The sequence below is a fragment of the Dyella sp. ASV21 genome, assembly GCF_016428975.1.
GTDB lineage: Bacteria > Pseudomonadota > Gammaproteobacteria > Xanthomonadales > Rhodanobacteraceae > Dyella.
In genome coordinates this window covers 93,945-107,669 of sequence record NZ_JAELTT010000008.1, presented here as the reverse complement: position 1 = coordinate 107,669, position 13,725 = coordinate 93,945, and the positions used below count along the sequence as shown (strand labels likewise).

At 65.0% G+C, this 13,725-nt stretch carries 14 protein-coding genes; 5 read left to right on the top strand and 9 right to left on the bottom strand.

Going from position 1 to position 13,725, the window contains the following annotated elements:
- Together JHD67_RS04840 and JHD67_RS04835 are read right to left on the bottom strand one after the other, a co-directional pair.
- On the bottom strand, positions 1–774 hold a 774-nt coding region (locus tag JHD67_RS04840), incomplete at its 3' end, for a serine hydrolase domain-containing protein (RefSeq protein ID WP_199097877.1).
- Positions 775–866: 92 nt separating this feature from the next.
- Positions 867–1,823, bottom strand: coding sequence for a LysR family transcriptional regulator (locus JHD67_RS04835; RefSeq protein ID WP_199097875.1), 957 nt, complete (start codon positions 1,821–1,823; stop codon positions 867–869).
- Between the two features lie 145 nt (positions 1,824–1,968).
- On the opposite strand from JHD67_RS04835, the gene JHD67_RS04830 reads away from it, so the two are divergent.
- The 5 genes from JHD67_RS04830 (at position 1,969) to JHD67_RS04810 (ending at position 9,874) form a co-directional block, all read left to right on the top strand.
- On the top strand, positions 1,969–3,165 hold the full coding sequence (locus JHD67_RS04830; protein ID WP_199097873.1) for an efflux RND transporter periplasmic adaptor subunit: 1,197 nt from the start codon (positions 1,969–1,971) through the stop codon (positions 3,163–3,165).
- Between the two features lie 241 nt (positions 3,166–3,406).
- Positions 3,407–6,607 carry a multidrug efflux RND transporter permease subunit gene (locus JHD67_RS04825; protein ID WP_199097871.1) on the top strand — a complete coding sequence of 1,067 codons (3,201 nt, stop codon included), beginning with the start codon at positions 3,407–3,409 and terminating at the stop codon, positions 6,605–6,607.
- A gap of 1 nt (position 6,608) precedes the next feature.
- On the top strand, positions 6,609–8,033 hold the full coding sequence (locus JHD67_RS04820; protein WP_199097868.1) for an efflux transporter outer membrane subunit: 1,425 nt from the start codon (positions 6,609–6,611) through the stop codon (positions 8,031–8,033).
- A 41-nt stretch (positions 8,034–8,074) separates the two neighbouring features.
- A complete protein-coding gene (locus JHD67_RS04815; protein ID WP_343214307.1) occupies positions 8,075–8,794 on the top strand; it encodes an SDR family oxidoreductase in 720 nt (239 codons plus the stop codon).
- Between the two features lie 102 nt (positions 8,795–8,896).
- On the top strand, positions 8,897–9,874 hold the full coding sequence (locus JHD67_RS04810) for a PD40 domain-containing protein (protein WP_199097863.1): 978 nt from the start codon (positions 8,897–8,899) through the stop codon (positions 9,872–9,874).
- 19 nt (positions 9,875–9,893) lie between these two features.
- Here JHD67_RS04810 and JHD67_RS04805 read toward each other — a convergent pair whose 3' ends face one another.
- The 7 genes from JHD67_RS04805 to JHD67_RS04775 all read right to left on the bottom strand — a co-directional run bounded on the left by JHD67_RS04805 (position 9,894) and on the right by JHD67_RS04775 (position 13,670).
- The gene (locus JHD67_RS04805) at positions 9,894–10,361 is read right to left on the bottom strand and encodes a GNAT family N-acetyltransferase (RefSeq protein WP_199097861.1); all 468 of its coding nucleotides are present in this window, start codon (positions 10,359–10,361) and stop codon (positions 9,894–9,896) included.
- Complete coding sequence (locus JHD67_RS04800; RefSeq protein ID WP_233171641.1) at positions 10,358–11,368, bottom strand: AI-2E family transporter; 1,011 nt, start codon at positions 11,366–11,368, stop codon at positions 10,358–10,360. The genes JHD67_RS04805 and JHD67_RS04800 overlap by 4 nt, the downstream gene beginning before the upstream one ends.
- A gap of 158 nt (positions 11,369–11,526) precedes the next feature.
- The gene (locus tag JHD67_RS04795; RefSeq protein WP_199097857.1) at positions 11,527–11,817 is read right to left on the bottom strand and encodes a hypothetical protein; all 291 of its coding nucleotides are present in this window, start codon (positions 11,815–11,817) and stop codon (positions 11,527–11,529) included.
- The gene (locus JHD67_RS04790) at positions 11,814–12,281 is read right to left on the bottom strand and encodes an ABC transporter ATP-binding protein (RefSeq protein ID WP_199097855.1); all 468 of its coding nucleotides are present in this window, start codon (positions 12,279–12,281) and stop codon (positions 11,814–11,816) included. The genes JHD67_RS04795 and JHD67_RS04790 overlap by 4 nt, the downstream gene beginning before the upstream one ends.
- 21 nt (positions 12,282–12,302) lie before the next feature.
- A complete protein-coding gene (locus JHD67_RS04785) occupies positions 12,303–12,668 on the bottom strand; it encodes a DUF883 family protein (RefSeq protein WP_199097853.1) in 366 nt (121 codons plus the stop codon).
- A 94-nt stretch (positions 12,669–12,762) separates the two neighbouring features.
- Positions 12,763–12,918 carry a DUF1328 domain-containing protein gene (locus JHD67_RS04780; protein ID WP_114240942.1) on the bottom strand — a complete coding sequence of 52 codons (156 nt, stop codon included), beginning with the start codon at positions 12,916–12,918 and terminating at the stop codon, positions 12,763–12,765.
- A gap of 131 nt (positions 12,919–13,049) precedes the next feature.
- Complete coding sequence (locus JHD67_RS04775) at positions 13,050–13,670, bottom strand: YbhB/YbcL family Raf kinase inhibitor-like protein (protein ID WP_199097851.1); 621 nt, start codon at positions 13,668–13,670, stop codon at positions 13,050–13,052.
- Positions 13,671–13,725 lie beyond the last annotated feature (55 nt).

The window sequence follows — 13,725 nt, the reverse complement described above, 5'->3', positions numbered from 1 at the left end:
GCCGCCACCGCCCATGCCGACACCCAGCGGCGAGGTGTTCCAGTGCGATTGGGTGATGCCCAGCGGACGCTCCAACACCTCGGCGGCGAAACGCGCCAGCGGCTGGTGGGTGGCCCGTTCCACCACCGCGCCCGCCACGAAGGCGCCGGCCGTGCAGTACGAAAACGCGCGACCATGCGGGCTGTCTGCGGGCTTGGTCATCCACGGCGCAAAGCCCTTGATGGGCAGGTCGAGTGCGAATTGCAGCCAATCCTCGGTGACGTACATGCGCTCCTCGTGCCCCGAGGAGAACTCGTTGTCGTCATTGCACTCCCACAGCGAACTCATGGTGAGCAGGTCTTCCAGGGTGATCGCCTGCTTGCGCGGGTCCGCGTGCTGCACCGGCTGCTTGTCCGGAAAGTAGTCGTAGACCTTGGTATCCACGCCGGGAATCAGCCCGCGATCGATCGCGGCGCCGACCAGCCACGCGGTGATGCTTTTGCTGGCCGAGCGGATGTCGTTGAGCTGATCGACGCTGCCGCCGTTGAAGTACGCCTCGTAGACCAGCTTGCCGTCCTGGGCCACCACGATGCTGGTGATGCCCTTATAGGTCTGGTCGGCCAGCCTGACTTCCAGCGCATCGAATCGCGTGCTGTCCCAATGCGCCGGGCGCGCGTCCGCCACCGCCCAGCCATCGGCGCCTTTGGCCGGCGTCTGGTAGCCGGCCGCCGCCAGCGGTAGCGCGACGACAGCCAGCAGACTGGCAAGCAACCAACGGGATGACCGGACAGGCATGGGAGCTACTCCGCGAATAGGTGCGACGTAGCTCAGCAGTGCGCCAAATGAAGCGCCTGAAATGCCAATGAAGAATTATGAAGCCCGCTCGATCAGGCGCTTAGGCGTTGCTCGGATACGGCGGCGATGGGCTTGTGCAGCTTCTTCAGGCCCGGCTCGTTGGTCTGCTCGAACACCTCGCGCACCCATTCGATAAAGGCCTGGACGCGTGCGGAGAGGTGCCGCTTCTGCGGGTAGACGATCCACACCGGCTTGCCGGTGGAAATGGTGTCGGTCATCACCAGCTCGAGCTTGCCGATATCCAGCATGCAGGCCGCGATGATGTGCGGCGCCTGGGTAATACCCAGCCCCGCCACCACCGCCTGGATCACCGACTCGGCATCGTTGATGAGCATGTGCGCATCGATATCCACCGTCACCTGGCCGCTGGGCGTGTCGAACTGCCATTGGCGCGGGCGGCCGTTGGGCTGCACGTAATTGATGCAGCGATGCTGCTTGAGATCCTCGATGCTCTGCGGCGCACCGTGGCGGGCCAGATAGTCGGGCGAGGCCAGCACCACGTTACGCAGGTAACCGATCTTGCGCGCGATGTGGTTGGAGTCCTCCAGCGGGCCGCCGCGAATGGCGCAGTCGATGCCTTCCTCGTTGAGGTCGTAGGGGTAATCGCACATCGCCAGCTCCAGCCGGATATCCGGGTAACGCTGCTCGAACTCGGCCAGCCGGGGAATCAGCATGGTGCGGCCCAACGCGGCCGGCGCACCGATGCGCAACTTGCCGGTGGGCTTGCGGCTGGCGTAGCCCAGGGCCTCGGTGGCCTCGGCCAGGTCGGCAAGGATCTCCTTGCAACGTGAATGGAACGCGGCCCCATCGTCGGTCAATCGCAAGGAACGGGTAGAACGGAACAGCAGCCGGGCGCCAAGCTGTTCCTCCAGGCGGGAAACGGCCCGGCTCACCCCGGAAGGGGTCATGCCCAGCTGGGTGGCCGCGGCGGCAAAGCTCTTGGCCTCGACCACGCGGACGAACGCGGAGATTGCGGCAAAGTCTTCCATAGCGTCGATTCTCGCCCCATTCGTGACTCAGAGTCACTATTGCATTGCACAAGGAGGTATTTATTGAACCCGATGGTATACCTAATCTCTCGGCCCTGTCAGCTGGGGTAGCCCCACTCCAGCGAGATCATTCTGGGAGCCCGACATGAACAAACGATGGACCCTCGCCCTACTCGCCCTGGCCGTGGTGGGCGGTAGCTGGGCCCTGCTCGGTCACGGCGCCGACACCCACGCCCAGGCCGGCCCGACCCCGCCGCCCGCGGTTACCGTAGCCCAGGTACTGGTGCGTCCAGTGGACGATGCGGATGAATTCACCGGCCGCCTGCAGGCCGTCGACACCATCCAGCTGCGTCCGCGCGTGAATGGCTACGTGGACTCGGTGCACTTCAAGGAAGGCGCGGCGGTACGCAAGGGCGACCTGCTGTTCCGCATCGATCCGCGCCCTTATCAGGCGGAGGTGGACCGCCTCTCCGCCAACCTCAGCCAGGCCAAGGCCGAACAGGTGCTGGCCCAGGCTAACGCCGAACGCGCGCAGCGCCTGCTGGACCAGCACGCCGTCGCCAAGGAAGAGGCCGATCGTCAGGTAACCGCCGCACAGAGCGCCAAGGCACAGGTGGCGTCCACCACCGCCGCCCTCGATGCCGCCCGCCTCAATCTCAGCTTTACCGAGGTACGCGCGCCCATCGATGGCCGCGTCAGCAACGCCCTGGTAACGCCCGGCAACCTGGTCACCAGCAACGACGTGCTGACCAGCGTGGTGAGCACCGACCCGATCTACGCCTACTTCGATGTGGACGAGCACAGCTACCTGAAGTTCGACCGCCAGCGTCGCGAGCACGGCGCCTCGCCGCAGATCGCCATGGCGCTGGCCGACGAAAACGGCTTCCCGCACGTGGGTCGCGTGGACTTCGTCGACAACCAGTTGCGCGCCGGCAGCGGCACCATCCGCCTGCGCGCCGTGTTCGACAACGCCGATGCGCGCTACACGCCGGGCCTCTACGTACGCATCCAGCTGCGCAGCGACAGCCGCGAGCCGCGTGCGCTGGTGGATGACCGCGCCGTGGGCACCGATCTCGGCAACAAGTACGTCTACGTAGTGGATAAGGACCGCAAGGTGGAATACCGCCGCGTGGTCACCGGCCCGCTGCTCGACGGCCTGCGGGTGGTCAATGAAGGCCTGGCCGCCAGCGACGTGGTGATCGTCAACGGCATCCAGCATGTGCGCCCCGGCGTGGAAGTGAATCCCACCAAGGTAGCCATGGAAACGCGCAGCCTCGACCCGAACAAGCAAGTGGCCCTGGCGGGTGGTGGCAACGGCAAGACCGCCGCGCAACAGAAGTAACCGGCTTTTGCTCGTCATTCCCGCGAAAGCGGGAATCCAATGACTTGCGCTGTTGTGGATAAAGGCATCCCTGCCTGCGCAGGGATGACGAGCAAGACATTCAGCGACACGAAATGCCATGCAAGCCCCCGCTCGTTTGAGCCGGGGGTCAGGGACGCTTTGTCTTCGCATTACGGGAGCAAAGCGTCGAAAGTCCCCGCCTCGCGCGGGAATGGTGCCTAGAGCAACCAGGACGAACGCAATGAAAATCGCCCAATTCTTCGTGGACAGGCCCATCCTGGCCGGCGTCCTCTCCGTGTTGATCGTCATCGCGGGCAGCATTGCGCTGTTCAAGCTGCCGATCAGCGAATACCCCGAAGTGGTGCCGCCCACCGTGGTGGTGCGTGCCAGCTACCCCGGCGCCAACCCCAAGGTGATCGCCGAAACCGTCGCCACGCCGCTGGAAGAACAGATCAACGGCGTGGAAGGCATGCTCTACACCAGCTCGCAATCCACCAGCGACGGCGCGATGACGCTCACCGTCACCTTTGCGCTGGGCACCGACCTGGACAACGCGCAGGTGCAGGTACAGAACCGCGTGTCGCAGGCGCTGCCGCGCCTGCCCGAGGAAGTGCAGCGCCTGGGCGTGACCACGCAAAAGAGCTCACCCGACCTCACCATGGTGGTGCACCTGATCTCGCCCGATCAGCGCTACGACATGCTGTACCTGTCCAACTATGCGCGCCTGCACATCAAGGATCAGCTGGCCCGCCTGGACGGCGTCGGCGACGTGCAGATCTTCGGCGCGGGTGAATACAGCATGCGCGTGTGGCTGGACCCGCAGCACCTGGCCGCGCGCCAGCTCACCACCGGCGACGTGGTGCACGCGATTCAGGAGCAGAACATCACCGTGGCGGCCGGTGCGCTCAACGCGCCCCCGGGACCCAACAACGCGGCGTTCCAGCTCAACATCAACACGCAGGGTCGACTGATTACCGAGGAAGACTTCCTCAACATCATCGTGCGCAAGGATGCCGATGGCTCCTTCACGCATCTGCGCGATGTCGCTCGCGTGGAGCTGGGTTCCAACAACTACGCGCTGCGCAGCCTGCTCAACAACCAGCCGGCGGTGGCACTGCCGATCTTCCAGCGGCCGGGTTCCAACGCTATCCAGATCTCCGATGAAGTCCGCGCACTGATGGCGAGCCTCAAGAAGGATTTCCCGCAGGGCGTGGATTACCAGATCGTCTACGACCCGACCGTATTCGTGCGCGGTTCGATCGAAGCGGTGGTGCATACCCTGTTCGAAGCCATCGCCCTGGTGGTGCTCGTGGTGATCCTGTTCCTGCAGACCTGGCGCGCATCGATCATTCCGCTGGTCGCCGTACCGGTGTCGTTGATCGGCACATTCGCGGTCATGTTGATCGCCGGCTTCTCGCTCAACGCGCTGTCGCTGTTCGGCCTGGTGCTGGCCATCGGCATCGTGGTGGACGACGCCATCGTGGTGGTGGAAAACGTGGAGCGGCATATCGAGCACGGTCTGTCGCCCAAGGAAGCCACCCGCAAGGCGATGACCGAAGTCACCGGCCCCATTGTGGCAACGGCGCTGGTGCTGTGTGCGGTGTTCGTGCCGGCGGCGTTCATCAGCGGCCTCACCGGCCAGTTCTATCGTCAGTTCGCGCTGACCATCGCCATCTCCACGGTGATCTCCGCCTTCAACTCGCTCACCCTGAGCCCCGCGCTGGCCGCCCTGCTGCTGCAGGAACATGGTGCGCCCAAGGACAAGCTGAGCCTGCTGATCGATCGCGCGTTCGGCTGGGTGTTCCGCCCGTTCAACCGCCTGTTCGTGAGCAGCGCGAACCGCTACGTCGGCGGGGTCAAGCGCATCCTTCGTTCGGGTTCCATCGCCCTGGTGATCTACGGCGGTCTGGTACTGCTGGGCTTGTTCGGCTTTGCGCACGTGCCGACCGGGTTCGTGCCGGCGCAGGACAAGCAGTACCTGGTGTCGTTCGCGCAGTTGCCGGATGCCGCCTCGCTCGACCGTTCGGAAGACGTGATTCGCCGCATGAGCGATATCGCGCTCAAGCAGCCGGGCGTGGAAAGCGCCGTGGCGTTCCCGGGCCTGTCGATCAATGGTTTCACCAACAGCACCAACTCCGGCATCGTGTTCGTGACGCTCAAGCCGTTTGAAGAACGCCGCGATGCGTCGCTGTCGGCCGCTGCGATCACCGCCGCGCTGCAACAGAAGTACGCGGGTATCCAGGACGCTTACATCGCGATCTTCCCGCCACCGCCAGTGAATGGCCTGGGCACCATCGGCGGCTTCCGTCTGCAAGTGGAAGACCGTTCGGATGCGGGCTTCGAAGAGTTGTACAAGCAAACGCAGAACCTGGTTCAGGCCAGCACCAAGGTGCCGACCCTGGCCGGCCTGTTCTCCAGCTACCAGGTAAGCGTGCCGCAGATCGATGCGGACGTGGATCGCGAGAAGGCTAAGGCGGAAGGCGTGGATCTGGCCGATGTGTACCAGACCATGCAGGCCTACCTCGGTTCGCTCTACGTCAACGACTTCAACCGCTTCGGCCGTACCTATCAGGTGAACGTCTCCGCCGAGCCCGGCTTCCGTCACGAGCCGCAGGACATCCTGGGACTGAAGACGCGCAGCGCCTCCGGTGAAATGGTGCCGCTGGGTTCGTTCCTCACGGTCAAGCAGACCGTGGGCCCGGACCGTGTGCAGCACTACAACGGCTATCCGACCGCCGAGATCAACGGTGGCGCGGCGCCGGGCTTCAGCAGCGGCCAGGCGCAGGCGGCCATGGAAAAACTCGCCGCGGAGAACCTGCCCAACGGCATGACGTTCGAATGGACCGAGCTGACTTATCAGCAGATCCTCGCTGGCAATACCGCGGTACTGGTTTTCCCGTTGTGCGTGCTGCTGGTGTTCCTGGTGCTGGCCTCGCTGTATGAAAGCGTGCTGCTGCCGCTGGCGGTGATCCTGATCGTGCCGATGGTGCTGCTGTCCGCCATCACCGGCGTGTGGATGTCCGGTGGCGACAACAACATCTTCACCCAGATCGGCCTGATCGTGCTGGTGGGCCTGGCCTGCAAGAACGCGATCCTGATCGTGGAGTTCGCCCGCGAAGCGCAGATCCTCGAAGGCATGGATCGCACCCAGGCCGTGCTGGAAGCCGCTCGCCTGCGTCTGCGTCCGATCCTGATGACGTCGTTCGCCTTCATCATGGGCGTGGTGCCGCTGGTGACCTCGCACGGCGCAGGCGCGGAAATGCGTCATGCCATGGGCGTGGCGGTATTCGCCGGCATGTTGGGCGTGACCTTCTTCGGCCTGATCTTTACGCCGCTGTTCTACGTGCTGGTGCGCGGTTGGGGCGAACGCGCAAGCGAACGCCGCCGCGCCCGCAAGGCCGCGCGCCTCGCCGCGGCGGCACCTGCCCTGGAGAACCACTGAGATGAGCAAACTCACCGTACTCATGGCTTCCCTGCTGCTGGCCGGCTGTGCCAGCGTGGGGCCGAACTATCACGCGCCGCAGGAGAAGCCGCTTGCCCTGCATAACGTCAACGCCGAGCAGGAATCCACGCAGAACTTCCAGGCCCAGTGGTGGAAGCAGTTCAATGACGCGACGCTGGACGCACTGATCCAGCGCGCGGCGGCGAACAGCCCGGACCTGAAGATCGCCTATGCGCGCCTGCGCGAATCGCGCGCCATGCTGGGCGTGGCGAAGTCGCAGCAGATTCCGGACGTGGAAACGGTGGCGAATTATTCGCGCAGCCGTGAACAGCAACCGGGCTTCACCGATCAGCGCACCACCATCACCAGCTACCAGGCCGGCTTCGACGCCAGCTGGGAGCTGGACCTGTTCGGTGGCGTGCGTCGCTCGGTAGAGGCCGCGCGTGCCGACGCCGGAGCCAGCGAAGCCTCGTTGCAGGACGCGCAAGTGACGCTGTTCGCCGAAGTGGCGCGTTATTACTTTGACCTGCGTGGCGTGCAGCTGCGCATCGACGTGGCCAATCGCGATATCGAAAACCAGCGCCAGTCGCTGCGCCTGATTCGTGCCCGCGCCGATGTCGGTACCGGTTCGGAGCAGGATGTCGCCAGCGCCAGCGCTCGCCTGAGTTCGGTCGAAGCGCAGCTGCCGGCGTTGCAGACCTTGGCGCAGAACGACACCGCGCGACTGGCGGTGTTGCTGGGCGAACGTCCGGGTGAACTGGATATCGATCTGTCGCCGCAAGGCTTTAAGCCGATCGATGTGGCGCTGGACATCGGCAACGCTGGCGATGTGTTGCAGCGCCGCCCCGACGTGCGCATCGCCGAACGCGAACTGGCTGCGGCCAACGCGCGCATCGGCGTCGCCAAGGCCGACTACTACCCGCATATCACGCTCGGCGGCTTCCTTGGCTTCCTGGCCGGTCGCAGCAACGACTTTGGCGGCGCTTCCACGCGGGCGTGGTCGATCGCGCCCAGCATCAGCTGGTCGGGCCTGAACGTACAGCGCGTGCGTTCCAACGTGAAGGCCAGCGAAGCCCGCGCGGATGCCGCGCTGGCGAACTACCAGCGCAGCGTGTTGCAGGCGGTGGAGGATGTGGACAACGCCATCGTCGGCTACAACCTGCAACGCGAGCGCGTGCTCAAGCTGACCGATCAGGTGACGCAGAGTCGTCGAGCGGCGGACCTTGCGCGCGTGCGTTACAACGAAGGCGCGGCCGACTTCCTGCTGTTGCTGGATGCCGAGCGCACGCAATTGGCCGCGGAAGATGCACTGGCCGACGCGCAGGCGTCGATCAATCTGCGCGCGGTGGCGGTGTACAAGGCGCTGGGCGGTGGTTGGCAAGCCTGCGCCAGCGAGCGTTGCGATCAACTGGCCACGGCACCATGAATGCCGTGGCGTTTCCGGGTCGGCCCGCGCGACGCCGCGGAGTGGCAGCCGAGCCGGTGCTGGCCCAGCGCATCGCGCTGGTCAGCGGCGGCAACCGTGGCCTGGGTTTCGAAGTGTCGCGCCAGCTCGCCGCCCAGGGCATCACCGTGTTGTTGGGCGCGCGTCACAGCCTGCGCGGCGAGCAGGCTGCGCGCACCCTGCGACGCGAAGGCGGCGTGGTGGTGCCGGTATCGCTGGATGTGACCTCCGCGCAGGATGTAGCGGAACTCGCCGCGCGCATCCAGGGCGAGTTCGGTCGCTTGGATATCCTTATCAACAACGCGGGCGCGTATTTCGATATCGATGACCAGCCGTCGTCCGTAAGCCTGGATCTGGTGCGCCAGGCCTTGGAGACCAACTTGCTCGGTGCGTGGCGACTCACCGAAGCAATGCTTCCGTTGATGCAGCGACACGGCTACGGACGCATCGTGAATGTCTCCAGCGGTTGCGGCGCCATCGCCAGCGAAGGCAGCGATTGTCCGGCGTATCGCGTGTCCAAGGCGGCGCTCAACAGCCACACGCGCATGCTCGCGGCGGAGTTGGCCGGCAGCGGCATCCTTATCAATGCGGTGTGTCCGGGCTGGGTCGCCACCGATATGGGCGGACACGGCGGTCGGCCGGTGGCCGAAGGTGCCGCCGGCATCGTATGGGCGGCTACGCTGCCGTCGCGACCCTCGATCAGCGGTGGATTCTTCCGCGACCGGCAGCGCATCGATTGGTGAGTTAGCCCGATTGGCATGGTGTCTTCAGGCACTGTTTGGCACGCGACACCCTGCTCAGACTGCGGCACTTCCGATCCGACGTGTCGATAAGGAGCATGACTCATGTCGTCGAACCTGCTTGCCCGCAGCCTGGCCTGCGCCCTTGCCTTGATCGCTACGGGCGCCAGCGCCGGCGAACTGGTCGGCCCCGGGGTGATATCCACCGGCGGACAGGAAACCTCCGCCACGCTCACGCCGGATGGCAACACGCTGTATTTCATGCGCTCGGACTTTGCCGAGCGGGATGACACCATCCTGGTTGCACATCGTCAGGGCGCGCAGTGGTCCACGCCGGAAGTGGCGCCCTTCTCCGGGCAATGGCACGACTCCGAACCGTCCCTGTCGCCGGACGGTCAACGGCTCTACTTTGTCTCCAACCGGCCGCCGCATCCGGGGGACGCACCGCTGGTAGCGGAAATGAGCGGACAGCATTTCCCCGGCAAGAATCTCTGGTACGTGGAACGCCAGCGCGATGGCCGCTGGGGCGAGCCGGTGCATGTGGACGGCGCGCTCAACGACGGCGCGATGATCTACAACCCATCCATCGCCGCCAATGGTGATATCTATTTCTCCGCGCATCGCGAGGATTCGGGCAAGGCGTACCAGATCTATGTGGCACGCCGCACAACCCACGGCTATGCCGCGCCGGAGCGCGTGGATCTGGGCGACGTATCGCGCAATCGCATGGACCCGGCGATCGATCCCGAGCAACGCTTTCTTTTGTTCGCCGGCAACGAAGGCGATTCGCTGGGCAGCGCCGATATCTATATCGCCTTTCGCGACGCCGATGGTCATTGGGGCAAACCGATCCATGTGGACGGCGATGTGAATAGCCCGCAGTTGGAGAATGCGCCATCGCTGGGCCGTCACTTTGGCGAACTGTTCCTCTCCAGCAATCGCCGAGATGCCGTGTCGTTTCCCAAGCCGCGCGATGACCTTCAATCGTTGCAGCGACGCCTGGCCGATCCGCTCAACGGCTCACGCAATATCTGGCGCTTCGACATCAGCGAGGTGTTGAAAGCACACGGCATCGATCACTGATCGCCGCGTCTCGCCACCATCAACCCGCCAACAGCTTCCGATACACGACGAAGCCGGATCGGTCGGCCACGCGGTCGTACAACCGCATGGCCACGGCGTTGCTCTCGTGCGTCTGCCAGTACACGCGCGGCGAGCCGGCTTGGGCGGCACGCGCATATACCGCCTCGATCAGCGCGCGGCCTACGCCACGGCCGCGTGCGGCGGCCACGGTAAACAGGTCCTGCATATAACAACTGAGCGCGATGCTGGTGGTGCTGCGATGGAACAGGTAGTGCGCCAGCCCGAGCAGCACGCCCTCGCTCTCGGCCACCAGTGCGTGCACCGGTTCGTCATCGTCGAAGAAACGGGCCCAGGTGGTTTGCGTGATGTCGTCGGGCAACGCGGTGGCGCCACTGCGGCCATAGAAAGCGTTGTAACCATCCCATAGCGATTTCCAGGCGTCGTGGTCACGCTTGCGCAGCGCACGCACCGTCACCTGCGTGCTCATCGCTGCACCATCAGCGCGAACCAGCGCCAGCCACGCACGCGTTCGGCGACCAGCTTGGCGCTGGTCAGCATCGGCACCGCCAGCAATGCGCCGGGAATACCCCATAGCCAGCCCCAGATCAGCAGCCACAACAGGATCGCGATCGGGCTCAAGCGCATGCGATGACCCTGGATCATCGGGGTGATGAGGTTGCCCTCCACGGCGGTGATTCCGGCGAAGGTCAACGCGGGGAGCAGCGCGGAGCCGGCATCGTTGAAGTTCATCAGGCCCACCAGGGCGAGCACCGTGGTGGTGGTGATGGCGCCGACGTAGGGAATGAAATTGGCCAGCATGGCTACCGCGCCCCACAGGAGCGGATCGGGCATGTGATACAGCCACAGCATGCAGGCGGTGATGCTGCCCAACATCAGATTGATGAGCGTGGTGGTGAGGATGTAGCGCGAAACCTCGCTCTGAATACTGCGCACGATCGCCACTGCATGGCGTTTATAGCCAAAACCGGGCGAGGCCTCGACCAGCCGCCGCAGCAACAGGTCGCCGTACACCAGAAAGAAAAACACCAGCAAGACCACGGTGAGCACGGCCGCCAGCACCTTGGGTGTGGTGGCGACCACATCCCATGCACTGATGGCCATGGCACTGGGATTGGGCTGCGGCGCGCGCAGGTTTTGCCCCGCCACCAGGCTTTGCGTGGCGCGACTGGCCGCTTCCAGCGGCTGCATGATGGCCTTGAGCTTGGGCAGGAAGCCGCGTATGGCCGATGGCGCTTCGTGGAACCAGCCCAACGCGGGTTGGCTCAGCAAACCAATACCGCTGCCGATGCCTGCGATCAGGCCCAGCATCAATACACTCGCGCACAGCCAGCGCGGCAAACCGATGCGCGCCCCGCTGGCCACGATGGGGTTGAGCGCCAGGCCGATGAATGCCGCCAGTACCAGCGGAATCAACAAGCCCTTGGTCAGGGTCACCGTGTACATCAGCGCCAGCATCAGCAGCAGGCCAAGCATCACGCGGATGGCGCGCAGATGGCGGTGGGCGCTGCGCGTGCGCTGCACGCGCACGTGAGTGCCGCGCGGTTCGCGCAGGCCGAGGCCAGGAACCGCAGGTATCGGCGTGCCCACCGCGTCACCGGAGGTGGCGGGCGTGTCGGAGGGTCCAGGCTGGATCATGAGGGGTCGACGCTGTCCTGCGCGAATTCGGCCACCAAATTCACCGCCTGCCCCACGATTTCGGCCGCGGTGCCGCTGAGCAGCGCGCCGAGGCCAGGCACCCGCAGCGGATGGACGTTGAGCTTGCCCAACACAAAGCCAGCGCCGGCCGCCAGGCCCACCGTGGTGAGCGGGTTGCGCTCGCCACGCGACAGCAACGCCTGCGCCGGCTCGGCTACCGCGTGGCGGGCGCTTTGCACGCGGCTCTGCGCCATGCGCACCGCATGCCGCTGTTTGAGCAGACTCATGGGTTGTCCTCCGGACGGGACTCGCCCTGCGGCTCGGGACGATGCAGGGTCTCGCGCATCATCGCACTCCACTCGCTTCGCGTCGCGGGCAAACTCAGCCAATGCATGCAACGGCGGAACAGCAGGATCGCGCCTAACAGGAAACCCAGTTCCATCAGCGCCAACACCACCAGCGCCCAGGTCCAGGAGTGGAACCATTGCGCCAGCAGCCAGCCGATCAACCCCAGCAAGGTCAGGCCCAGGCCCACGCCAGCGACCATGGCCACCAGGGCCGCGGCCAGCATCCAGTGCACCGCCGCGCGGGCCAGACCCAGCTCGGCCGCCAGCAGGCGCAACTGGGCGCCAAACAACGTATGAACGGCTCGCCCGAGGCGGCCGACATCGTCGAGCAGGCCGGGCGGCGGAGGCGGTGCCGGCGTCTCCCCGGGGGAGGCGGGCGCGTCGTCGCGTCCGGTCTGGTCCATCCGCTGTCCTCGTCGCTAGCGTCAGCGACGAAGTATGCGGCCTAACAGCCAGCCAGCGCCAAGGGCGATGGCCACCGACTGCACTGGCTTTTCGCGAACGTAGTCGCGTGCGCGTTCCAGCCATTCGTCGGCGCGGTCCACCGCATCGTCATAAACCTCACGCGAACGCTCGCGGTATTCCTCGGCTTTGGCGGAGGCGCGGGTCGCCGCGTCGGCAGCCTTGTCGGTGGCACGGTGCAAGCCTTCCTCGACGTGATCGGCGGCGCGGTCCACGGCGTCCTTGGTGGTATTGACCGCACTGGAGGTTGCCTGCTTGATGCGCTCGGCGCGCTCCTCGATGCGTTCGGCGGCGCCGTTTTCTTCGTGCGCCTGGACTTGCTTACTCATGTCGATCTCCAATGCGGCAGTGGAAGGATTCCACTGTAGCCAATATCACCCGTTGGGCGCGCAGCGAAGCGTTTCCGCTTCGCTGCGCCACCACTCAGCTCGCGCGCCGGAAGAACGCGATCACCGCAAGGATCAGGAAGATGATGAACAGAATCTTCGCGATGCCTGCCGCGGTACCGGCAATACCGGTGAACCCGAACAATGCCGCAATGATGGCAATGACCAGAAATACCAGGGCGTAGTGGAGCATGGATACATTCCTCTAGGTCGGGGCAGCGTTTCGCCTCAACCCATTCACCCACAGGCCATGCCTTGTGAGCGTGAAGAAAGACTGACAATCCCACTCCGTTGTGCCCTGTTCACGCTTCGTCGATGAACCGTTCAGGCGGCCGCGGCGTTGATGGCATAGGTACCCATTACTTCCGCTTCGGCCAGCACATGGCCGTCCATCGCCGCGCGCAGTTCCGCCACGGTGAATCCGTCGGCGAGCCGCAGGTTGTCCACATCCAACGCATACAGGCGGAAGTGATAGTGATGCACGATGGAGTCGTTCCACGGCGGACACGGACCGTCATAGCCCAGGTATTCGCCGCGCATATCGGCGTCACCCGCGAACCAGCCGGTGTAATCGTTGATGCCTTGCACGCTGCCCGGCGGACCATAGGGTGCGCGCTTGCCGCGCGCCACGATGCCGTCGCTGCACGCACCTTCGGCCAGCTCGCCGCATTCGGGTGGAATATTGGCCATCAGCCAGTGGACGAATTCCACGCGCGGCAGATCCGCCGGCACGGTGCGCCCGGCCTGGTTGACGTCATCGGGCTTACTGGGCACGTCGAAGTCGATGCAGGTGAGCACGAACGAACGCGTGGCGCGCGGGGCGTCCTTCCATGCCAGATGCGGACTCAGGTTGTCCGATAGCGCGACCGGCGACCCCGGCTTGCCGAAGGCCAACTTGGCCGGTATCGGCTGACCATGCTCGAAGTTGTCACTGCGCAGTTGCAAGGCGATTCTCCTGGTACATCATCGAAAGAAAACAAGCGGCGCCACGCAAGGCGCC